The organism is Bordetella sp. 02P26C-1 (genome assembly GCF_009763255.1).
GTDB lineage: Bacteria > Pseudomonadota > Gammaproteobacteria > Burkholderiales > Burkholderiaceae_B > Bordetella_A.
Genome location: NZ_WSJB01000005.1, coordinates 208146 through 230982, shown reverse-complemented (window position 1 = coordinate 230982; position 22837 = coordinate 208146). Strand labels below are relative to the sequence as shown.

21 protein-coding genes are annotated in these 22837 nt (G+C 61.3%); 2 read left to right on the top strand and 19 right to left on the bottom strand.

Annotated elements, in window-relative coordinates; translation table 11 throughout:
* Nucleotides 1-15: 15 nt before the first annotated feature.
* The 12 genes from GOQ28_RS04340 to GOQ28_RS04285 all read right to left on the bottom strand — a co-directional run bounded on the left by GOQ28_RS04340 (nt 16) and on the right by GOQ28_RS04285 (nt 12859).
* Nucleotides 16-1086, bottom strand: coding sequence for an AbrB family transcriptional regulator (locus tag GOQ28_RS04340; protein WP_160348851.1), 1071 nt, complete (start codon nt 1084-1086; stop codon nt 16-18).
* Nucleotides 1087-1093: 7 nt separating this feature from the next.
* Complete coding sequence (locus GOQ28_RS04335) at nt 1094-2410, bottom strand: amidase (RefSeq protein ID WP_160355566.1); 1317 nt, start codon at nt 2408-2410, stop codon at nt 1094-1096.
* Between the two features lie 45 nt (nt 2411-2455).
* Nucleotides 2456-3766, bottom strand: a complete 1311-nt coding sequence (locus tag GOQ28_RS04330; RefSeq protein WP_160355565.1) for an amidase — start codon at nt 3764-3766, stop codon at nt 2456-2458.
* An 11-nt stretch (nt 3767-3777) separates the two neighbouring features.
* On the bottom strand, nt 3778-3978 hold the full coding sequence (locus tag GOQ28_RS04325) for a hypothetical protein (RefSeq protein WP_160348848.1): 201 nt from the start codon (nt 3976-3978) through the stop codon (nt 3778-3780).
* 46 nt (nt 3979-4024) lie between these two features.
* Nucleotides 4025-5431: an amidase gene (locus tag GOQ28_RS04320; protein WP_160355564.1), complete on the bottom strand. Its 1407-nt coding sequence runs from the start codon at nt 5429-5431 to the stop codon at nt 4025-4027.
* Nucleotides 5432-5473: 42 nt separating this feature from the next.
* On the bottom strand, nt 5474-6502 hold the full coding sequence (locus tag GOQ28_RS04315) for an ABC transporter ATP-binding protein (RefSeq protein ID WP_160348846.1): 1029 nt from the start codon (nt 6500-6502) through the stop codon (nt 5474-5476).
* Complete coding sequence (locus GOQ28_RS04310) at nt 6499-7509, bottom strand: ABC transporter ATP-binding protein (protein WP_236844223.1); 1011 nt, start codon at nt 7507-7509, stop codon at nt 6499-6501. Before GOQ28_RS04310 ends, GOQ28_RS04315 begins: the two co-directional genes overlap by 4 nt.
* Nucleotides 7510-7633: 124 nt before the next feature.
* A complete protein-coding gene (locus tag GOQ28_RS04305) occupies nt 7634-8530 on the bottom strand; it encodes an ABC transporter permease (protein WP_160355563.1) in 897 nt (298 codons plus the stop codon).
* Nucleotides 8531-8542: 12 nt separating this feature from the next.
* Nucleotides 8543-9466 carry an ABC transporter permease gene (locus GOQ28_RS04300; protein WP_160355562.1) on the bottom strand — a complete coding sequence of 308 codons (924 nt, stop codon included), beginning with the start codon at nt 9464-9466 and terminating at the stop codon, nt 8543-8545.
* An 18-nt stretch (nt 9467-9484) separates the two neighbouring features.
* Nucleotides 9485-11086, bottom strand: coding sequence for an ABC transporter substrate-binding protein (locus GOQ28_RS04295; protein ID WP_236844213.1), 1602 nt, complete (start codon nt 11084-11086; stop codon nt 9485-9487).
* A 97-nt stretch (nt 11087-11183) separates the two neighbouring features.
* On the bottom strand, nt 11184-12629 hold the full coding sequence (locus GOQ28_RS04290; RefSeq protein WP_160355561.1) for an amidase: 1446 nt from the start codon (nt 12627-12629) through the stop codon (nt 11184-11186).
* On the bottom strand, nt 12626-12859 hold the full coding sequence (locus GOQ28_RS04285) for a hypothetical protein (RefSeq protein WP_160348842.1): 234 nt from the start codon (nt 12857-12859) through the stop codon (nt 12626-12628). Before GOQ28_RS04285 ends, GOQ28_RS04290 begins: the two co-directional genes overlap by 4 nt.
* Nucleotides 12860-13093: 234 nt before the next feature.
* Here GOQ28_RS04285 and GOQ28_RS04280 point away from each other — a divergent pair, with 234 nt between their 5' ends.
* Nucleotides 13094-13804: a TetR family transcriptional regulator gene (locus tag GOQ28_RS04280; RefSeq protein ID WP_160348841.1), complete on the top strand. Its 711-nt coding sequence runs from the start codon at nt 13094-13096 to the stop codon at nt 13802-13804.
* A gap of 40 nt (nt 13805-13844) precedes the next feature.
* Here GOQ28_RS04280 and GOQ28_RS04275 read toward each other — a convergent pair whose 3' ends face one another.
* From GOQ28_RS04275 to GOQ28_RS04260, 4 genes are read right to left on the bottom strand one after another with little or no spacing between them, the layout of a single operon-like run.
* Nucleotides 13845-15212 carry an LLM class flavin-dependent oxidoreductase gene (locus GOQ28_RS04275; RefSeq protein WP_160355560.1) on the bottom strand — a complete coding sequence of 456 codons (1368 nt, stop codon included), beginning with the start codon at nt 15210-15212 and terminating at the stop codon, nt 13845-13847.
* A 10-nt stretch (nt 15213-15222) separates the two neighbouring features.
* On the bottom strand, nt 15223-15951 hold the full coding sequence (locus GOQ28_RS04270; protein ID WP_160355559.1) for an ATP-binding cassette domain-containing protein: 729 nt from the start codon (nt 15949-15951) through the stop codon (nt 15223-15225).
* Nucleotides 15948-16805 (bottom strand): ABC transporter permease, encoded by an 858-nt coding sequence (locus tag GOQ28_RS04265; protein ID WP_160355558.1) that lies wholly within the window; start codon nt 16803-16805, stop codon nt 15948-15950. Before GOQ28_RS04265 ends, GOQ28_RS04270 begins: the two co-directional genes overlap by 4 nt.
* A gap of 30 nt (nt 16806-16835) precedes the next feature.
* Nucleotides 16836-17810, bottom strand: coding sequence for an ABC transporter substrate-binding protein (locus GOQ28_RS04260; protein ID WP_160355557.1), 975 nt, complete (start codon nt 17808-17810; stop codon nt 16836-16838).
* Nucleotides 17811-18184: 374 nt separating this feature from the next.
* Between GOQ28_RS04260 and GOQ28_RS04255 the strand changes: the two genes are divergently transcribed.
* Nucleotides 18185-19258, top strand: coding sequence for an Ldh family oxidoreductase (locus tag GOQ28_RS04255; protein ID WP_236844212.1), 1074 nt, complete (start codon nt 18185-18187; stop codon nt 19256-19258).
* 80 nt (nt 19259-19338) lie between these two features.
* On the opposite strand, the gene GOQ28_RS04250 is transcribed toward GOQ28_RS04255, so the two are convergent.
* The 3 genes from GOQ28_RS04250 to GOQ28_RS04240 are packed head-to-tail and all read right to left on the bottom strand — an operon-like array spanning nt 19339 to nt 22776.
* Nucleotides 19339-20058, bottom strand: coding sequence for a cysteine hydrolase family protein (locus GOQ28_RS04250; RefSeq protein ID WP_202109617.1), 720 nt, complete (start codon nt 20056-20058; stop codon nt 19339-19341).
* Between the two features lie 21 nt (nt 20059-20079).
* Complete coding sequence (locus GOQ28_RS04245) at nt 20080-21738, bottom strand: amidase (RefSeq protein WP_160355556.1); 1659 nt, start codon at nt 21736-21738, stop codon at nt 20080-20082.
* 45 nt (nt 21739-21783) lie between these two features.
* The gene (locus tag GOQ28_RS04240; protein WP_160348834.1) at nt 21784-22776 is read right to left on the bottom strand and encodes a Bug family tripartite tricarboxylate transporter substrate binding protein; all 993 of its coding nucleotides are present in this window, start codon (nt 22774-22776) and stop codon (nt 21784-21786) included.
* Nucleotides 22777-22837 lie beyond the last annotated feature (61 nt).

Sequence of the window (22837 nt, the reverse complement as noted above, 5' to 3'; positions counted from 1 at the left end):
TTCGGTCTGCCGTGCTCATTTCAAGGGGGCACCACGCGCCAGCCAGCGCCCCAGGAACGGGCCGACCAGCACGACGGCAAATAGCCGCAGCGTCTGAAAAGCCACCACAAAGGGCATATCCGCGTTGGCTTCCAGCGCCAGCACCGCCACGGAATCCAGCCCTCCAGGGCTGGTGGCGAGGTAGGCCGTCAACATGCTGACAGGGGCCAATAGCGTCAGCAGCCAGGCCGCCAGCGTACATAGCAGCAGTAGCGCGACGATCCCCAGCAATATTGTGGGCAATGCGCGCAGCATGGGGGCGATGAGGTCGCGCTTGAAGCGCAAGCCAATCGACCATCCCAGGGTTGCCAGCGCCAGCACCACCACGCCATGCGGCATGGCCAGCGTCATCACGCCACTGATCTGCAGCGCGCCACCGACCACAATGGGTAGCAGCAGCGCTCCGGCCGGTACCCGGCTGGCCCAGCCCAGCCAGCTGGCGGCGACGGCGATCAGGATCGTGCAGATCTGCGTGCTGGCACTCACCGATGGCTGCGCCTTTGCGGCGGCCAGCATGGCGATCTGCCCGCCTGGCGCTCCCTCCGTGACGGCGTAGTGAGACACCGCCGTGGCCGCCAGGATCACGATCATCACGCGCAGATACTGCATCACCGCGACCATGCGCGGGTCGCCGCCGAATGCAGCCGACATGGTCACCATCGCCGCTGCCGCGCCCGGTAGCGATCCCCACGCGCCCGTACTGCCAGGCATGGTCCCGGTACGCGTCAGCACCCAGCCCGTGGCGGTCGCGCCTACCAGCGTTAGCACCACGGCCGCCGCCATCGCGCCGAAATGGGCGGCGACGCCATCCAGCACGCTCGCTTCGAGCATCGAGGCTATCATGCAGCCCAACACGCCCTGCGCGAGGACGAAGGCACGTCCAGATATCCCGATACGCGTGCCGCTCATGCCCATGGCGATGCCGGCCAGCATGGGGCCCACCAAGGCACCGGCGCCAATGCCGGCATGCACGATGGGCCACCCCACGGCGACCGACAGCACGAGCAACAAGCTCCAGTGGGTGAGATGACGGGCGCGATTTAGCATGGCGGCACTATATCTCGATCGTACCCAAGGTATTGTTCTCATGGATCGCTGGCGCGCAGGCATGGGCGATCTGCAATAGCTGCAGGTCGCTGAACCGCGGCCCGATGAGCTGCACGCCAAGCGGCAGATTCTTGGGGCTCTTGCCGACCGGAATTCCGACGCACGGCACATGCAGCAAGGTCCACATGGCGTTAAATACCGGGTTGCCTGAAGACGTATAGCCCTCAGGAGGCTCGCCCGTGCACGACGGCGTAAGCACGACGTCCAGATCCGCGCCAAACAGCCCGTCAAAGGCGCGCCGGCACTCGGCCGCCAGATCATAGGCGGCGACCAGCTTTTGCGGCGTGATCTCGCGCGCATTGTTCACGATGTCGAGAAAGTGCTTATGCAGCAGGCCGCGTTTCGGGCCCAGTAATTCGGGCAGGAAAGCCGCACGCCCCTCTCCGAACATCACCGAATGCTGGGCGTCGTCCAGGCCGTTGAAGGGCTCGGGCAAGACGAGCTCGGTCACGATGGCGCCCGCGGCTTCCAGCCGGCGAGCGGCGGTCATCAGCGCAGCGCGTGCGTAGCCATCGGCCTGATCCCAAGCCGGCGCGCGGCACAGGCCGACCTTCAGCCCTTTGAGCGCCACCGGTTGCGCCAGATCGCGGCCCAGCAACTGAAAGGCATCGGCCACCAACTGCAAGTCTTCCACGCAGCGGCCATACCAGCCAATGGTGTCCAACGTGGCGGAATAGAGTTTGGCGCCTTCGCGGCTCACGGCACCATGCGTTGGCTTGATGCCATAGATGCCGTTGTAGGCGGCCGGTCGGATATGCGAGCCGCCTGTCTGGGTGCCGAAGGCGAGTTGCACTTGCTTATCGCCCACAGCGGCGCCCGAGCCGGACGACGAGCCGCCGGGCGTATGGGCGAGGTTATGGGGATTGCGCGTGGCAGCCATGCGTCCACCTGAGGCGAACTCTACCGTGTCGGTCTTGCCCACCACCAGCGCGCCACTGTGTCGAACCACGGCGACGCAGGCGGCATCTTGGCCACTTTGATGCCCTTCGTATAAGGCTGAGTTCTGCTGTGTGGGCATGTCATAGGTTTCGATCACGTCCTTCACGCCGAACGTCAGCCCATGCAACGGACTGAGCGCGGGCGTCTTGTCGAGTTCCCGCGCACGCCGGATCACGAGGTCCTCATCAACATAGCTCCAGGCCTTCACGATGGGGTCGCGCTCGGCGATGCGGGCCAGGGTGGAACGCGCGAGCTCTTCGCAAGACAGTTCTTTAGCGGCAATCAGGGCGGAAGCTTCGGTGGCCGTCAGTTCGTAGGGTTGCATGCTGATTCCTTATCAGTCGGACAGGCGATGAGTGAAGGCGGTGCATCAAGAAAGCGTTATGGCGGCATTGCTGTCGAGCGCGGGCACACAGGCGCGGGCGATCTCCAACAGTCGGGCATCGCCGGTTCGCGGCCCGACGAGTTGCACGCCCAGAGGCAGGTTGCGCGGACTGCGGCCCACGGGCATGGCAACGCATGGTACATGCAATAGCGTCCACACGATATTGAAGGTGTAGTTGCCAGTAGAAGTAAACCCTTCCGGGGCTTCGCCGGGAGATGCTGGCGTCATCACCACATCGAGCTCGTCGTCGAACAAGGCGTCGAATTGCCGCCGGCACGCCGCCGCCAGATCGTAGGCGGCGGCAAGACCTTGGGGCGTGATGCCACGCGCGTTGGCCGCGATATCGCAAAAATGCCCGTGGAGCATGTGAGCTTTCGGACCCAGGGTTTCGGAAAAAAACGCGGCTCGGCCTTCCCCATACAACACGGTTTCGTGCGCGTTCGGCAGGTCGTTAAACGGCGCGGGCAAAGTCAGCTCCTTCACAATCGCGCCGGCCGACTCCAGCTGGAATGCGGTTTGCATCAGGGCAGCCTGCGCATACGGATCGGCGGCCGACCAGGAAGCGGTCATACATAGTCCGACACGCAATCCCTTTAGCGGGACCGGCATGCGTTGCGACATGCCCGGCAGCGCGAACGCCTCGGCCACCAACGCCAGATCATCGGCCGAGCGCCCATACCAGCCGATGGTGTCGAGCGAATGCGCGTATAGCTTGGCGCCCTCGCGGCTGACCACACCGTGCGTTGGCTTGATGCCATAGATACCGTTAAACGCCGCAGGGCGAATGTGAGACCCGGCCGTTTGTGTGCCGAACGCCAGCTGAACCTGATGGTCCGCCACGGCGGCGGCCGATCCGGACGAGGTTCCGCCTGGCGTGTGCGCCAGGTTGCTGGGATTGCGCGTGGCTGGCATGCGGCCACCGGCGGCGAACTCGACCGTTTCGGTCTTGCCCACCACCAGTGCACCGCTATGGCGTACGACCGCCACGCAGGCGGCGTCTTGCCCGCTTCGATGGTCGACATAAAGCGATGAGTTCTGCTGCGTGGGCATATCGGCCGTCTGAATCACGTCCTTGATGCCAAAGGTCAAGCCGTGCAGCGGGCTGACGGGCGCGGTCTTGTCGAGTTCTCGCGCGCGGCGCAGCACGCGGTCTTCGTCGATATAGGTCCAAGCTCGGACGATAGGGTCGCGTTCGGCGATGCGGGCCAGGGTGGAGCGCGCCAGTTCCTCGCATGACAGGTCGCGGCTGGCGATGAGCCGGGCGGCTTCGCTGGCGCTGAGCTCATAAGGTTCCATGGTGACGCCCCTTATTCTTTCGGCATAGCGAACGTCAACGCGGGCTCGTGATCCTTGCTCGGCATGCGGGGGATACCCATGCCAGTCGCGGAAACGGTCGTGGATAGCTCGTGCATGCGCAACAGCTGCGGTTCGGACAGCGTCAAGCCGAAACGTCGGCAATACGCCTTGACGTCATCGAGGGTCCATTGGGCTAAAGGTTCGGCATTCATGATGGTTGGATCTCAAGAAGTGCTGCGATAGGGGCGCGCGAGGGGCTTAAAGCGCGGGACGGCGGCTGCGCCAGTCGGTGGCGCGTTCGTACGCACGCGCCACCTTGTACACGGTGCTTTCATCAAAATAACGGCCGACGATCTGCGCATTCGTGGGCAGCCCTTGTTCATCAAAACCCGTGCAGACCGACATGCCAGGATGCCCTGACAAGTTAAACGGCGGCATCGCTGTATCAGAGGTGAACGCCTTGACTTTGTCGGGGTCGGCAAAAGGAGGGGCGACGTGAAAGGCGCCGGGCAACACCAGCGCGTCGACGCTATGGACGAGGGCATCCAGCGACTTTGTCAGTTCGCGGCGTCGCCGTTGCGCGGCAACGTAGTCGACCGCGCGCGTCATGAAGCCGGACATCATCTTTTCACGCAGCGCCTGGCCCATTTCGGCATTGCGCTGCATGAAGTCCTTTTCATGGATCGAAAGCGATTCGGTCCAGTTGATGACGGCCCCGGTCTGACGGTACTCGGCAATCGCCGAAGGCAGGGTGACTTCGACAATACGTGCGCCTTCGCGATGCAGGACCTCGATCATGGTTTCCATTGCCGAACGGTTGCTCGCATCGAGCAAGTTGTTGGCCTCGCCCAGATCGCGCACCACGCCGATCGTCATCCCGCGTATGCCCGCGTCTAGCCCCGCTACGAAGTCCGGCACCTCCGCGTGCGCGCTGCCCGGATCTTGGGGGTCATAGCCGGACATGGCGCGCAGCAGCAGAGCGCTATCTTCCACTGTCCAGGTCAGCGGCCCGGCGACGTCCAACGAATAGCAGTTTGGCAAAATGCCATGGCGGCTGACGCGGCCATAGGTGGGCTTCATGCCTTGCAATCCGCATGCGGCCGCGGGCAGGCGCACCGACCCGCCGGTGTCCGAACCCAGCGCCATCATCGCCGTACCCGCGGCAACCGAGGCGCCCGCACCGGTGGAAGAACCGCCGGTGAAGTGATCCACATTCCATGGGTTGCGTGCGGGCTCGAAGGGCAAGTCGAAGTACACGCCGCCATTGCCCGTCCCGTATTCCCAGGTATTGAGCTTGCCGAGCAGGATCGCGCCGGCCGCCTGCAGTTTGTCGATGGTGGTCGCGTTGTACTCGGGCACATGATCCATCAGCACGCGCGAGGCCCCGCACGTACGTACGCCCTGCGTGTAATAGTTGTCTTTCACCGCAAAAGGCAGCCCATGCAAGGGGCCTTTCCAACGGCCGGCCTGGATATCGGCCTCGGCCTGCCGGGCGGCCGCGCGCGCGGCGTCTGCCATCACCAGTAGATAACTATGGATTTTGTCGTCCACCGCCTCGATGCGTGCCAGATAGGCCTCGGTGAGTTCGACCGGAGACAGCTTGCGCGACTGAATGAGGCGGCTAGCTTCGCCCGCCGAGAGGAAGTACAGCTCGTTAGCAATCATGGAAAGGTAGCGCTCCGTAAAGTGAAACCTCGTCCGTGGGCGTCAGGCCGCGGGCGACAGGACCGACTCGGTGGCCACGCGGGTGGCGAGATCGGCGGGAAAAATGCAACGTGATTGATGGCCGGCATTGCCGAGCAGGGGAGGCACACCGATGTCGCACGCCGGGGTGTGCCGCGGGCATCGTGGCGCAAACGTGCAGCCGGGCGGCAACGCGGTCAGATCGGGCGGCGCACCGGGGATCGAGGCCAGGTCCTGATCGCGCAGGCTTTCCGAGACGGTCGAGTTCAACAGGCCTTGCGTATACGGATGGGCAGGGCGATCCATGATGTCCGTGATCGAGCCCGTTTCCACAAAGCGGCCCGCGTACATGACGGCCACCTGGTCCGCGACTTCGCACGCGACGCCCAGGTCATGCGTGACAAAGATAGTGGCCATGCCCAGTTCGCGCTGTAGTTCGCGCAACAACAGCAGCACCTGAATCTGCACGGTGGCATCCAGCGCGGTCGTCGGTTCGTCGGCAAGCAATAGTTTGGGCCGGCACGACAGCGCCAGCGCGATCATGGCGCGTTGACGCAAGCCACCCGACAATTCATGGGGATAGGCCGCCAGCCGACGCTTTGCCGAAGGCACCTGGACCAGCTCCAGCAGTTCCAACGCGCGGCGCATCGCATCGGCTTGGCTTATGCCCTCATGCTCGCGGACCGTCTCGCTGATCTGTTGCCCGATGGTGTAGACCGGATCCAGCGCGGTCAGCGGCTCTTGAAAGATCATCGAAATCAAGGGGCCGCGTATCCGACTGAGCTGATTGCGCGGCAGGTTGAGAACATCGATGCCGCCGACTTCGATCCTGCCGCCAAGTTGCGCGGTGGGGGGCAAGAGTCGCATCAGCGAGCGCATGGTGACGCTCTTGCCCGAACCCGATTCGCCTAACAGGCAAAGTACTTCGCCTTGTTGTAGCGAGAACGACACGCCATTGACCACGGGGACATTCATATCGCGCGAGATGAATCGCACGGACAGATCTTGGACCGTTGCCAAGGGAGCGGAAGTGTTTTGCGGGATTGAGGTCATTGCCGCGCTCCGCTAACAGGATGACTGGCCAGGCCAGGCTCATAGGTCAGGGGAAAGTGGCAGGCCGCGACATGGGACACATCGCTGGGTGCAGAGGCCAGCGCGGGCGCTTCTTGCGCGCACAGCGGTTGCGCCTGCGGGCAGCGCGTGCGAAAGCGGCAGCCGCTGGGGGGATTGATCGGGTTTGGCGGGTCTCCTGTCAATGGCGCAATCTCAATACGCTTACGCGGATCCATCGACGGACGCGAGGACAGCAGCGCGCGGGTGTAGGGATGTCGTGCCGCGGTATAGATCGCATCAACCGGTCCCGACTCCACGACCTGACCGAGATACATCACCAACACCCGATCGCTGATATAGCGCACCACATTGAGGTCGTGCGAGATAAAGATATAGGTCAACCCCAGTTCCCGCTTCAGTTTGCGCAATAGATTAAGCACCTGCGCTTCGACGGATTTATCCAGGGCCGATACGGATTCATCGAGGATCAGTACACGTGGCGCCATGGCCAAGGCACGGGCGATGTTTACGCGCTGGCGTTGCCCGCCGGATAGTTCATGAGGATATCGGTTCGCGAAGTTCGAGGGGTCCATGCCCACCATGTCTAGCAACGAGTCGCTGCGTGCACGCGCCTGCGCACGCGACAGTCCCGTTACGCGCGGACCATAGGCCACGCTTTCTCGGATGGTTAATCGCGGATTGAGCGATGCGTAGCTGTCTTGAAACACCATCTGCATATTGCGCCGCATGTCGCTCACGCTCATGCCGCGAATCGCGTTGACTTCTTCCCCATCAAAAATCAGCGATCCCGCATCCGGTTGAATCAAGTGCATCAAGAGCCGCGCGGTCGTTGACTTCCCACAGCCAGACTCGCCCACAATGCCTAGTGTTTCGCCTTTCGCCACGGTAAAGTCCACCCCGTCCACCGCGCGCACGACGGACCGCTCGCCGCCAAACGACTGGGCGCCGATATCGAAGTGTTTCTTCAGCCCCCGCACGATCAGCATGGGCTGAGCCGGACCGCCCCGATCGCGCGCTTCGCTATAGCCGCTATCCAACGGTTCGTCTTCGGTCTTGACCACAGATTGAGCCATGAACGCAGCGGGTCGCGTATAGATCATTGTTCTCTCCTTAAGCCTTGACGTCCATGGCGTTGCGCAAGCCGTCGCTCATCAAGCTAAAGCACATCGACGTGATGAAAATCATGATGCCGGGCAGAATGGCGGTGACAGGCGCCACATAAATGGCCTGGCGCAAGGTGTTGAGCATGAGCCCCCAATCCGCGTTCGGCGGAGTCACGCCCAATCCCAGAAAGCTCAACCCCGATGCGATCACGATGCTGACGCTGATAAGGCTCGAGGCATAGACCAGGATGGGCCCGAGCACGTTGGACAGCACATGGTTGAACAGGATGCTTAACGTCGATGCGCCGGTTGCGCGGGCGGCCTCGACATAGTCCTCGTTACGCACGCGTGTCGTGACGCTCTCGGCGATACGGGCCACGGCGGGGATAAAAACCAGCGTTAGCGACACAATGCTGTTGAGCTGTCCGGCGCCCAGTACTCCAGAGATCGCCACAGCCAGCAAAACGGACGGAAAGGCATAGAACACATCGATACATCGCATGATCACCATGTTCCATCGCCCGCCCAGAAAGCCCGCGATGATGCCCAGCGAACCGCCTATCAGCGTGGCCAGCACCACGGGCACGAAGCCCGTGAACAGCGACGAACGCCCACCATAGATGAGGCGCGACAACATATCCCGCCCGAGTTCGTCCGTGCCTAACAGATGCCCTTGAAAACCGAATGGCTTTAGCCGGCGCACCATGCTTTGCTTGAACGGATCGTCCAGCCCGAGCCAGGGGGCGAAGATCGCGGCCAGCACGATAATCAAGAGAATGCCGGCACAGGTGAGCGTGACGGGATCGCGCGTCAAGCGGCGTCCCACGGTTTGCCAGAATCCTTTACTGGGGCGGCGGAACCCCGAGGCCGGGATCATGCCCGCCGTAGCGACTGCTGTGCTCATGAGTCAGCTTCCTCAATGACGTTTTACGCGGGGATCAAACAGCATCTGCAAAATATCGACGAGCAGATTCATCATGACGAACAACATGGCGAGCACCAGAATCGTGCCCTGCAGAACGGGCAGGTCGCGCGAGAAGATCGCGGCATTCATCAAGAACCCGGTGCCCGGCCACGCGAACACGGTCTCGACGAGGATGGAGCCGCCCAACATCTGCGCGAACTGCAGGCCCATCACGGCCAGTACCGTCGGCGCTACGTTCTTGACCACGTGACGCAGCACCTTGGCGTCCGACAGACCCTTGGCGTACAAAGTCTGGATGAATTCCTGTTTGCGTATCTCGATCACCGAAGCCCGCACCGAGCGCGCAATAATCCCCATGGGAATCACCGCGAGCGCGGTGGCTGGCAAGATAATGTGCGACCAGTCCGGCGGGCCCATGCCAGAGGCTGGCAGCCAGTTCAAGCCGACCGAGAACACCACCACCAGCACCATCCCCAGCCAGTAATGCGGGATGGACACGCCCGCGATGGCTACGCTGGTGATCGCGCTGTCCACGGCCCGCGAACGTGCATACCCCGCGATCGCTCCCAGGCTGCTACCCACGATGAACGCCAGCGCGATCCCCGCCATTGCCAGAATCATCGAATTGACGAGGGCGGGGCCAAGCTCCTGTGTCACGGGTCGACCGGTCTTGATGGACTTGCCCAGATCGCCGACCATCACTCGGCCCAGCCATTTCAGATACTGCACGGGCAAGGGTTGATCCGCGCCGTAATCGGCCTTGATCTGGGCAATCGCCTCGGCCGACGCGCCCTCGGGAATGATCGAATCGATGGGGTCGCCCGGTGCGAGCTGCACCAGGGCGAAACACACGATAGACACGCCGAGCGCGATCGGCAGTGCATACAGCAGACGACGCAGGACATAGCGCAGCATGGCTTGGGCCCTCGATGATTACTCGACCGACACAGGCGTCAGGTCCTGGAACCAGCTTTGTGCTTGCACAAAGCCCTTTACCTTGGGACTCATGGCGCGTGGGTTGAGGTCATGCACGACCCATATCCACATGGCCTGGTCCACCATACGCTCATGCAGTTTGGCGAGGATCTGGTCCTGTTTGGCGGGATCGAACTCGTTGAACGCCGCCTCGACCAGCTTGTCGGCTTCAGGGTCCGAGAATCCGCCCCAGTTGTAGCCTTTGGGCGGGCGTTGCGTGGAGCCGGATGTCCCCATCAGCCCGATGAACGGATCCCAATATCCAAAGCTATTGTTGATCCCATGTATGCCTTTGTTCACCGGGTCATCGGAGCCCGCGCGTCGTTGCGAGCGCAGCGTTTCCCATTCGAGTACGACGAATTCCACGTCAAAGCCCACGGCCTTCAGGTTTTCCTGGATGAACTCGTTCATGGGTAGCGGCTGCATCTGGCCCGAGCCCGCGGTCGAGATCGCGAACTTGACTTTCAATGGGCGGTCGGGCCCATAGCCGGCCTCCTTCATCAACGCCAAGGCTTGCTCCGGGTCATACTTGATTTTGAAGTTGGGATTGCCGAACCAAGGATGATTGGGGTCGACCGCGCCTTGCGCGGGCATCGCCGTTCCTGCCAGGAATTCCACCAGCCCTTCACGGTCGATGGCGAGGTTGGCGGCCTTACGGATGCGCAAATCTCGGAAGGGTGAATCCGGCGAATAGCTCAGCTGATAGGGCCAAATATGCGGATAAATGTTGGTGACGATATTCATGCCCGCCGATTTCAGACGCGGAATGGTGTCCGGCGGCGGCGCTTCGATCCAATCTACTTGCCCGGATAACAAGGACGCCACTCGCGTGTTGGGATCGGGCATGGTGTAGACCACCAGGCGATCTGTCTTGGGAACGCGGGCGGGATCCCAGTAGTTCGGGTTACGCACCATCTCGATACGTTCGCGTGGCACCAGTTTGTCCATCATCCACGGGCCCGTGCCGGAAGGCTTGTTGGCAAATTTGGTCCAATCCTGCCCGACTTCCTTGAACCGCTCGGGGCTACTGATCATTACCCCGGCCATCATGTAGGGAAACACCGAATCCGCCTCTTTGGTGACGATCTCGACGGTCATCGGGTCCACCACGCGATAGGAGGCGACATTGAGCACATATTGGCTAGCCTGCGCGGCCTGGGCCTGATCGAATTGCACCGCGTCACGCTTGAGGACTTTGTCCAGGTTCCACACGACGGCTTGCGCATCGAAGGCTGAGCCATCATGGAACTTCACCCCAGGGCGTAGTTTGAACGTCCACACCTTATGTGTCTCGGGATCCGACTCCCAACTCAACGCGAGACCCGGCGCCAATTTGGCGGGCGCGTCGGCGCGTGACAGATCCCAGCGCACCAGCGGATCGTATAGCGTATAACCCACAAAGCGCTGGCCTTCGGCGCCCTGGCTCGGCTGCCCCGTGGTCAGCGGAACATCGGCGGTGGTCGATGCCACGCGCAACACTGACTCGGCATGCGAACCCGCCATCGGCAGGGCCATGACAAGCGCCGCGCATACGGAAAGGGTAAAGCGTTTGATCTTCAAGGTGGTTCTCCTGTGATCGGATCAGAAGGGCAATACTTTCCCGAGGCGCATGCGTGATGCGCCTGACTTGTAGCGAAGAAGGAATCAATACGTGGGTTTAAGCGGCTCGCGCCTGCTGTCGTGCTTGTTTGGCCTCGCGCGCCAACGCCTGCACATTCGGGCGCCGTTGTCGCCACGGCGTGGCCTTCTCGTACGCATCGCCGGCGCGCAGCACGGTGGCTTCGTCAAAGAGGCGGCCCACAATTTGCAGCGACAGCGGCATCCCGTCGCCATCAAATCCATTGCATACGGACAATGCCGGATTCCCGGACACGTTGAACGGCGCGGTATAGCTCAGCGATTCGAATAGCGACTCGGGGTTGCCTTCCTGCAGCAGGCCAGCGGGCTCATTGCAAGGCAACACCAACAGATCGACTTCGCGCAACACGTGTTGCGTGGCTGCCGTCAGGCGCGCTCGCATGCGCGTGGCCTGTACGTAGTCTTCCGCCCGCAGCAGCGCGCCGCCCATGATGCGATAGCGCAGGCTGCTGCCTAATAGATCCGGCCGCGAGCGTAACGTGGCTTGATGAATGGAGAACAGTTCCGTCATCGCGATGACGCGCTTGCTGTCGTTGAACTCGATGAGCGGCGGCAAGGTCACCGTACGCACGGTCGCGCCCAGGTCCTGCATCACGGCGAGTGCGTCTTGCAATGCCTGACGATTCGGCGTGCTGATCGGCGCTTCTTCATCGATCCATTGCCATGGTACGCCGACGACCAACCCGGCGAGGTCACCGCAAAGCGCGTCCCGATAGTCGGCGGGCACAGGCTCGCGTGCACTGCCGGGGTCCTGTGCGTCATAGCCCGAGATGAGGTTCATCAAAATCGCGAGATCTTCGCTGGTCCAGGCCAGTGGCCCGACGTGGTCGTGGCTAAAGCAGTTGGGCAGCACGCCGCGACGACTGACGCGACCATACGTGGGCTTGATGCCCGCGATACCGCAGGCGGCCGCGGGTTGACGTATCGAGCCGCCCGTATCCGAACCAATAGTGGCCAGACAAAGCCCTGCCGCCACCGCGGCGGCCGAACCCGATGAAGATCCGGCGGGATGACGGGAGGTATTCCAGGGGTTATGCGCGGGCGGACCGAGTACGTCCCACGACGGGCCGCCGTGGGCGAATTCCCACGTCGTGGTCTTGCCCAGCAGCACGCCGCCCGCCGCAGCCAGTGCGGTTTGCACCTGACAATCCGTGGCAGGCACATGATCGGCCAGCGAACGCGATTGCCCGGTCGTCCGGATGCCAGCCGTCTCGAAAATGTCCTTGAGCGTATAAGGAATCCCGTGCATCGCGCTACGCGGACCATCGCGCATGATCTGCGTTTCGGCCTCGCGCGCTTGTTGCAAGGCCAGATCCGGTGTGGGCGTGAGGAAACTGTGCAGTGCATCATCCACGGCGGCCTGGCGGTCCAGGCAAGCCTGCGTGAGCTCGACGGGGGAAAGCGCCTTGTTGGCGATCAGATCGCTGGCCTCGGCGATCGTGAGAAAAGTCAGGTCAGTGCTCATCGCGTTTCCCCCGATAGCTCGAAGGCGCGGGGATCAAACCGATGGGCGGGTTCTTCATCGTATCGGTAATCCCGATGAACCCTTGCGCTCATGCGTTTCACGAAGCGATATGCGTCGCGCAGTTCAGACAGGTACGGCTCGGTCAGCTCGAAATCCGCTTGCGCGAGCAAGACGGATAAACGATCCTGTCCAATCCGCTCTGTCTCGGAAGACGAGAGGAATTCAGACATGCTAGCCCCTTGTGCTGCCCGCGCGGCCGGTGGTCCGGCTCATCCATCGGGCAACTGTTGTGTGCACTGCCAAATTCAAACTGTTGTTTAATGCTATCCGCGTTTTGTGCGATGCACAAACTAGGGTTTGTACTGAAATTGTGAGAAGTTTGCGTAAAAACCGCGCTCGGCTGCGCTTTCGATCTCTGTTTATACTGATCGGATAAAACAACTGATTTAATCGTGGAGCGGCTCGTGACCACAGTTGCGGTAATGCATACCTCTCGGGAGGACCCCGCTGGCTTGCCGGCCGCCGAGCGTATCTTGCTGGCGGCCAAGGAACTCGTCGCGCGTAAAGGTCCGTTCGCCACCACCGTACGCGATATTTGCGAGGTGTCGAACGCCAATGTGGCGGCCGTGAACTATTACTTCGGTTCCAAGGACGCATTGGTGCGGCAGGTGCTGCTGGCAATCCTCGAGCCGGTCAACATCGAGCGCAGCAACCTGCTGCAGGCGGCGCGCGAACGGTATGACAAGTTGCCGATACCCGTGCCCGTCATTCTCGACGCGTTGTTGCGCCCGCTAGTGCAAGCAGAGCGATCCGCCGATGGCGGCCGACTGTTTCTCCGTATCGAGAACCATCTGCGTGCCATTCCCGACAGCGAATACACCTTGTTTGTCGGCGAGCAATTGAACCACTATGCACAGATCTTTCTAGATGCGATGGCCGAGGCGCTACCGCAATTCACGCGAGCGGAACTCATCTGGCGATACGAGTTCGTACGGGGCTCCGCCTTGCATCTGCTGTCGAACTGCGATCCGTTGTCGCAGAAGTTTCGCGTGCTCAAGCATGCGGGCGGCATGATCAATGTGCATAACGATGAGCTCGTGCTGCGCGAATTGATTCTGAGCGCGATGCTCGGTTTGAGCGCGCCGGCTGCGTGGACGGATCAGGATGTGAAATAGAACATGCGTCGTACGCACGGCGCATGTTCTGAATTGATAGTCAGGCGGCTGCGAGATCCTCGGCGGTCTGTGCATCGCGTTGTGATCCGCTATGCACCGGTCCCAACCCAAAGTGCGACCGCAGCGTATCGCCTTCATACTCGCTGCGAAAAACCCCTCGTTTGCGCAATAGCGGCACGACTTCCCACGTGAACAATTCAAATTGACTATGCAAGATCGGCGGCATCACGTTAAAGCCATCGGCTGCGCCCGTCTCGTACCAGTCGACAATAATGTCTGCGATCTCTTCCGGCGTCCCGGTAGCAGTAAAGTGGCCGCGCGCACCGGCCAGCCGTTTCAACAGTTGGCGCAGCGTCAGCCCTTCGCGCAACACCATATCCACGTAGCCCACCACACGGCTTTTGGATGCTTCCACTGCATTGGGGTCGGGGAAGTCCGTGCGAGTGAGCTTGCGATCTAGCGGGATGCCGGAGAAATCGTGTCCGCCAAAGCGATTCGACAAGCGTGTCAATCCCACCTCGGGGCTAGTGAGATCATTCAGCTCTTCCCACACCTGCTCAGCTTCATAACGTGTGGAACCGATAGCCGTGCTAATGCCGGGCAGGATGAGTATGTCTTCGGGTCTGCGCCCCAAAGCGGACGCCTGCGATTTGATGTCGCGATAGAAACCCTGTGCCGATTCCTTGTTCGTATGTGCGGTGAAAATCGCCTCGGCCCAGCGCGCGGCGAATGCGCGGCCGGTGTCGGATTGCCCTGCCTGGATATACACCGGCCGTCCCTGCGGGCTGCCCGCGATATTCAAGGGCCCACGCGTGCGTAGATACTCGCCTTCGAAATCGACGGGTTGAATCAACGACGCATCGTGGTAGACGCCCTTGGCGCGATCATCCAACACGGCGCGCGCAGGGTAGCTGTGCCACAGTCGGTCCACCGCTTGGAGAAACTCCTCGGCGATACGGTAGCGTTCCCCATGCTCGACATCCTGTGCCAATCCATAGTTTGCGCCAGCCTGTGGCGCCCAGGACGTCACGATATTCCACCCGGCGCGGCCTTTGGATATATGGTCCAGGGACGCGAACTGGCGCGCCAACGTGTAGGGATGACTATACGTCGTCGAAACGGTGCCGATCAGCCCTATGCGTTCGGTCAACGCGGCCAGCGCGGATAACAGCGTTAAAGGCTCCAGTCCATTTGACGGTGCGCTGCGCGCACCCGTCACGGCCACCAGCGAATCGGCGAGGAACACCGCATCGAACTTCGCTTCTTCGGCAATGCGCGCGGACTTGGCGTACAGCTGCAAATCCGTCAGCGCGAGCGCGGATGCGTCGGGGTGACGCCATGCGCTTTCGTGATGGCCGCGCGACATTAGAAAGAGGTTAAGGTGCAGTTGTCGTTTCTGACGAGTCATGGCGTACCTGTTAAATGACGGCGGTTTCGACACCCAGGCTGCGCAGCAGGGTCAGGCGCAAATGGGCGAAATCGGATTGGTGAGGCTGACGAGGATGCGACAGCGTGATTTGGTGGTCTTCTCGGATGCGTCCGTCCTTTAGCACCAGGATGCGGTCGGCCAGGAGCAGTGCCTCGTCCACATCGTGGGTGACCAGGATGACCGTGGGCCGGCGTTGTTCGACGAGTTCAAACAGCAGGGCCTGCATACGTAGTCGCGTCAAGGCATCCAGCGCGCCGAAGGGCTCGTCGGCCAGGAGCAACTCGGGTTCACGCAATAGCGATCGCGCCAACGCCGCCCGTTGCTTTTGCCCGCCCGACAGCGTGTTGGGCCATACGTCGGCCTTATCGCCCAGCCCCACGGCTTGCAGCATGCGTGGCACCGCCACAAGGCTATCGGTACGCCGCAATCCCAGGCTCAGGTTGTCGCCCACGCTCAGCCAAGGCAACAGGCGCGCGTCCTGAAAAAGTACGGATACGTTGTCCGGCGCGTTGATGGTTCCCGATCGCGTCGCATCCTGATCCAGGCCGGCGAGCGCGCGCAGCAAGGTCGTCTTACCCGAGCCCGACTCGCCCAACAGCGCCACAAACTGCCCCGGCTCGATGCGCAGTGAGACCCGATCGAGAATCGTGTTGCCATTGAATGCGCGCGACACATCGCGCAGCACGACCGGCGTGCGAGAAAGTTGTTGTGCGTTCACGATCCTAGGGTCTTCCGATAAGAGAGTACGCGGGACTCGATAAGCCGCATGACGGCATCCGAGGCCAGACCCAGAGAGGCATAGACAATGATGCCCACGACGATGATGTCGGTTTGTCCCCAATCGCGGGCGCGATTCATGAGATAGCCGATGCCGGTTTGAGTGTTGATCAGTTCCAGCACCACCAGCGCGGTCCAGCATAGGGCCACGGCCAAGCGCAGCGCGACAAAGAAGCCGGGCAGTGCCGCGGGCAGCGCGACCTTGCGGATGAACTCGCCACGCGTCAGGCCCAGCGTCATGGCGAGCTCTACATGTCCCATGTCGATGCCGCGCAATGCCGCATGCGTATTGATATAGATAGGCACCAGCACGGCGGTGAAAATCAGCGAGACCTTCATCGCTTCGCCAATGCCTAGCCAGATGATCGCCAGCGGAATCAGAGCCAGCGTCGGAATCGCGCGTTTAACCTGCACAATTCCGTCGATAAGGGCCTCGCCCGTACGCGTCAGGCCTGAAAGCAGCGCCAGCACGACGCCCACGATCACACCTAGTGCAAGGCCCGTATAAGCACGCGCGGCCGAAGCGAGAAAGTGCGCCGACAGTGTGCCATCGGCGAGCATTTCATACCCCGTGACCAGCGCGGTGGAAGGCGCAGTCAGGGTTTCCGGCGCCAATAGACCAAGACGCGAAGCGAGTTCCCACATGGCAAGCAACAGCAAGGGGCCGAGCAATCTCCAACCTGGCGGCAAACGTGCCGGCACCAGATTGGAGGGCCGAGGCGTTGGCTGGGCTTGTGCGCTACGCGGCGTGGAATGCGATGCATGGGGCAATTCACCGACGAGTGTCTGTGCCATGTTGGTTTCCTTCTAGCAATAGCTGCGGCTTTAACGCGAAGCCGTAATGATTTCGTCGTAGGTGTCCACAAACGATAGTCGCGCGTCGAAGCGCTCCTTGATGGCGCCGGCCTGATACAAAATATCGATGAGCTTCTGATGATGAGGAATGGCTTCCTCCGAGGTCTGTAGCACCAGCGGCGATTGGGACGCCAAAATGGTCTGCGTATCGTCAGGCGAGATGCGCTGGAACTTTATGTAGTAATGTTTGCCCCATTCCGCTTGATTCGCATTGCTCCAGGTGGCGGCGCGTGTGAACGCAGCAATGAACTCGCGTAAAGCCGCTGATTTTGCGGGGTCGGCCAGCACATCCGGGCGGGCGTAGAAATAGCTCGTCGAAGGCAAGATGTTGCGCTCTTGCGGATCACGCACAGGTGAGGCGCCGACCTGTTTCGCCAGGCGGGTCACATGCGGCTCTTGCAGCACCGCTACATCCACCGCGCCGGATCGGATCGCATCGGGCAGATCGGCGACGCGCAGATGAACCAGCTCGACGTCGGATAACCCCAGCCCCGCGCGATTAAGCGCCTCGATCAGATAGACCTGGCGGCCCGAGCCTTCGATATAGCTGAGCTTCTTGCCCTTTAAATCGGCGAGCTTGTCGATGGTCAGCCCTGGGCGCGTCGTGAGGATGTACTGTGCGCGATCGCGCGTGAAGCTGGCCACGATAGGCAGTAATGTCCCGGCGGCGCGTGCTTGTATCGGGGGTGTATCGCCCACATAGGCGGCATCGAGCGCGCCCGCGCGTATGGCTTCATAAATCGCCGGGCCGCCAGCGAAGTTCGGCAGCTCCAGATTTAATTTATCGCGCTCGCCACTGGCTTGAAGTAGATTGTGCACCAGTTCGCTTTGATCCGCGATGACAAGCTTGGTGCCGGCAGGTGTGTTCTTTGCCCGTGCGCTCGCCCACGGCAGCGCCGATCCGAGTCCGAGTAAAGACAAAGAAAGAAAGTTGCGTCGTTTCATTCGCTGCTGAATTCCATGTATCGCCCACGGGGGGCGGTGCAGTAGTGAATGAAATGATAGGAACGCGCGGCGCAAACAACAAAGTTCCATTCGCTATATGTATAAAGGAATATTGTTATGCGCATGGGCCGTCACTACGATGGCGGCTACAGGCTCGGATCGTTTAGTGAAACGAAACCGCGCCGGGCGACGCGGTTGGCGCGAATGCCGCTCTATTCGCGGCAGCTTGCCCGCCTCCCAGGAATATTATTATGGCGCCTTCGTTCTCGGCGGCATGTCGCGCGAGAGATTCGACAAACGCTTCCATACCGAACTGACACGGTCAAAGCAGTGCGTCGCCCACCGCGGTACCAAAATCAATACATGAAGTGAAGATGTCCATGCGATCCATGAGTGAACTGGCCAATACGCCGTTGTCCCCCGAGGCATTAAAAAGCTTCGCCACCGCAGTCTACGAACGGGCAGGCGTTCCTGCCAACGATGCCGATCTCGCGGCCGATGCCTTGGTACAAGCAGATTTATGGGGACATCAGTCGCATGGGCTGCTACGCCTGGGCTGGTATTACGCCAGGCTGAAATCCGGCGCCATGCGTGGAGTGACGCAACTGGACACGGTGACCGACGCGGCTGCGATGGCGGTCTTGGATGGCAATGATGGCGTCGGACCCGTAGTTGCCCAGCGCGCCACGGAAGAAGCAGTGCGCCGCGCCCGCGCGCATGGCGTGGGAGTGGTCTCCGTGCGCCATTCCAACCATTTCGGCACCTGCATGTATTTCACCCGCTGGGGTGCGCAACAGGGCTGTGCCATGCTGATGATGAGCAACGGCGGGCCGAACATGGCTCCTTGGGGCGGGCTGCAAAAGAAAATCGGTACGAATCCCTGGTCGCTCGCCGTGCCCGCCGGCCGCCATGCGCCCATGGTCATGGACATCGCCAACTCCGGCGTGGCGCGCGGCAAGATCTATCTCGCGAATAATCGCCAGGAACCCATCCCAGACCATTGGGCGGTGGATGCGCAAGGCAACCCCACCACAGATCCCAAGGAGGCGCTTAAAGGTTTCATCCTGCCCATGGCGGGTCATAAAGGCTATGCGATTGGCGTCATGGTGGATGTGATGTCCGGCGTCCTGTCCGGCAGCGGCTTTCAGGATCAAGTGCATGGCCCCTATGACCCCGTCAATCGCAGTATGGCCGGGCATTTCATCATGGCCATCGATATCGCACGCCTTCAACCCATGGCCGAGTTCAACGAGAGAATGGAGGCATACATCGCCTCGCTCAAAAGCGTGCCCGTGGCGCCGGGTCACGGAAAGTCTGCTACCCGGGCGAATTGGAGGCCGATGCCAACGAACGCAATCGGCGTGTCGGGCTGCTATTGCCCGCCGATACGCTTAGCGATCTGGCGCGTGTTGGGGCGGAAACTGGCGTGCCCTTTGAGGACTTCGTGAAAGCGATGTAGTGCTCAGGGGCTTGGGCAGTACGGCAGACGAGCGAGAGATCGCCTGCCTGCCGCTTGCGCAACAGCACCTTAAACGTGGCTGGCACGTCGTTCCCGGCGCTGCCCGATATCACGCAGATAGTCCAATACCTCCTCTACCGATACGACATCAGCAAACTGTCTATCCATGTCGAATAAGCTGATGGCGTGGGAGACAGGGATGCGGTCGAAGACCGCTTCCTGAGGCACAATGGTGCGGAAATTGTAGGAAGAGGCGTCGAACACCGTGGCGCGGATGCAGTTGCTGGTCGCGCCACCGACCACGATGACGGTGTCGATTTGACGGTCGACCAAGTAGCCCAGCAGCGGCGTACCGTGGAACCCGCTGGGTTTTTTCTTGACGAAGACGAGATCGCTTGCGCCGGGCGTGAGCTCTGGCGCCAATTGTGCCCCCGGCGTGTCGGCCAAACACCAGTGCGGGCTGTCGAGTAGGTCGCGTTTGCGACCATAGATACCAATATCTTTACCATTCGGGTCAAGCTGAAATAACGTAAAAAAGCAGGGAACGTTGTTCCCCTGTGCCGTTTCGACGACACGTTTAATCTGTTCTAAAGCAGTACGACCGACGGCCCCGCAGCTCGAGGGCCACTCTGAATCTTTACCTTCCTCCCCCACCATATAACGTTGTGCATCGATGACGATGATGGCGGGCCGCTCGCCATAACCCATGCGGCGGGCAAAGCGGCCACGTTCCAACACGGCCCTATCGGTTTCGCCTAAATACTGATCCCAGATCTTCATCGTCATCATCCAATAATCGTTAAACGCGGATCATGCCCGCGACATCTGATGTGCGAACGCCAATAGACGCGCCTCGCTGAGCGGGCGACCAATCACCTGCGCGCCTACTGGCATGCCATTGCGGTCTAAGCCGATAGGTATGCTGAGCACCGGCACTCCCAAATAGCTGAACGGCCGGGTCAGGCGCGTGATCTGCGGTACGACGCCAAACACACTGCCTTTTTTCTCCATATCGGCCTCGCTGCGCAAGGGCACGGGGATCGGCACGCTCGGGCACAGCAGGATGTCGTGGTCCGCCATGGGTCCGGCGAGGAACTCTTCCAACACGCGTGCTCGCACCAATAACGATTCGAGGTAGCGAACGGCAGAAACATGCAGGCCAGGTTCTGTGCGCGAATACACGGCCTGCGAATAAGCATCCGGTGAGCTGCGCATCCATTGGCCGTGCAGTGTCGCCGCCTCGACCTTGGAAATGATGTCACCCATCGCATAGCATGCCGCCAGCTGCGGAAAACTGACCTCGCGTACCGATCCGAAACTTCGCTCGGCGCGTTGTACGAAGTCGGTAAACACGGCGGCGATCTCCGGATGGCAGGCGTCTGCCTCGGACAAACCTATGACCGCGATACGGCTTTTCTCCGCGGCGCTATCAAGCAATGCGGAATAGGCCGGTACCGGCGCAGGCAAGGTCGATGGATCCTTTGCATCCCAGCCAGCCACCGCCTCTAGCACGATGGCGCAGTCTTCTGCCGTACGCGCCAGCGGCCCCGGGCAATCCAGCGAGAAGGCGCGCGGAAAGCAACCAGCGCGAGAAATGCGGCCATAGGTGGGCTTTAAACCATACAAGCCATGTACCGAGGCCGGCAGACGAATCGATCCACCCGTGTCGCTGCCCAAGGACCCAAACACCGCGCCCGAGGCGACCGCGGCGCCAGAGCCGCTGGACGATCCGCCGGAAATGCGTGAGGGGTCCAGCGCATTGCAGCAGTCGCCAAACGCCGGATTCTGTCCCGTGGGACCTGCCACCATTTCGTTTAGATTGAGTACGCCTAGCGTAATCGCACCGGCCTGGTTCAAGCACTGTATTGCATGCGCGTCGGTTGTTGCGGGCACAGCGGGCCGTGCACGTGAACCGATCGTTGCCGCATGACCTTGGATCTCAAAACAATCCTTGTGCGCCAGAGGGATACCATGCAATGGACCGCGCAGCTCACCGCGTGCGCGCTCGGCATCGGCCGCGTGCGCCTGGGCCAGGGCTTTATCCGCCCAGATCTCGATAAACGCATTCAGCGTCGGTTGACATTCGGTCGCGCGCGCCAGGGCCTGTTCGGTCAATTGCACCGCGCTCAGTTCGCCGCTGGCCATTCGACGTGCAGCCTCGGCTAACGACATAGGCTCACCCGCCGGGACATGCGTACGCGTGGCGACCGCTACCGCCTCGTTCGACGTATCCTGTTGCTGCAACAACGATTGCAGAAAGTCCGCAGGCTGGGCATACGGGCTGATGCTGCCGGCGCTCGCACGTACAGCACTGTTCAGACGGTCCAACTCGGCCGCCAAATCCTCGGGCTCGGTGCGCGACCGGATACCATGCAGCTCTGTAGTCGCCGCCGCGACAAACTGCGCGGCGGTCTCCTTAAACGCGTTCTGCGGTTCGTCGTGCGCGCGCACGGCAGGGGTAGGGCTCATTGTTACTCCTACAAGGCCGAACCTCGCCGGCCCTTATCGTTATTCTTATTCGACGCGGATGCCCGCTGCCTTGGCGGTTTCCGTCCATTGATCTACATCCGAGACCAACAGCTTTTGCAGCTCCTCAGGTGTCGAGGTAGTCGGATTCGCGCCCATGGACTTCAGAAACTGTGCGAACTCCGGCGTTGATACCGCTTTCTTGATCTCTTCATTGAGCCGGTTACGCGCGGTCTGGTCTACGCCCTTGGGCCCGAATACACCCCACCAGACGTTTACGTCATAGTCCAGCCCCGTGGCTTCTTTGACGGTGGGTACGTTGGGGAAATCCGGATTGCGCTGCGCGCTGGTGAAAGCCAGTTTGGGGAGCTGATCGGTCGGCGTGCCGGCGATGGACGCCATAGTGGTGATGATCATGTCCAGGCGTCCCGCCACCAGATCCATTTGCGCGGGCGAAATGCCTTTGTAGCCCACGGTCTGCATTTTCACGCCGGCCTTGTTGGCGAGCAGTTCAGTGGCCATCTGCGAGCTATCGCCCAGCCCTGCGCTGCCGAAATTGATGGCGCCGGGATTGTCCTTCGCGTACTGCAGCAACTCCTGCATATTCTTGGCGGGAAAGTCCTTGCGGGTCAGCACCACAAACGGCGCGCTGGCCACCAGGGACACCGCATCGAAAGCGGTCTTGGCGTCATACGGCGTTTTCTGCACGGCGGCCGAGGTGGCCAGCGAGCCGGAAATAAACAAGAACGTGTAGCCATCTGGTGCTGCCGAGGCGACATAACCCGCGCCCACGACACCGCCTGCCCCCGCGCGATTCTCGATAATGAACGTCTGCCCAGTGCTCTTGCTGATGCTGTCGGCCAGCTTGCGGGCGATCACATCATTACTGCCGCCGGGCGCGAAAGGAACGACCAGTCGCACAGGGCGCTCCGGCCATTGAGCCGCGGCTGCTGGACTGATGGTGGCGAGGTTAAGTGCGGTGCCCATCGAACCCAACAGCGTCAGGCAGGAGAGGACTTTGAGTGCTGCGCGTCTATACATGGTCATGCCCCTTTTTAGTATGTACCTCTGAACGAGGTGAATAAGTGTCCTGTCCCCGGAG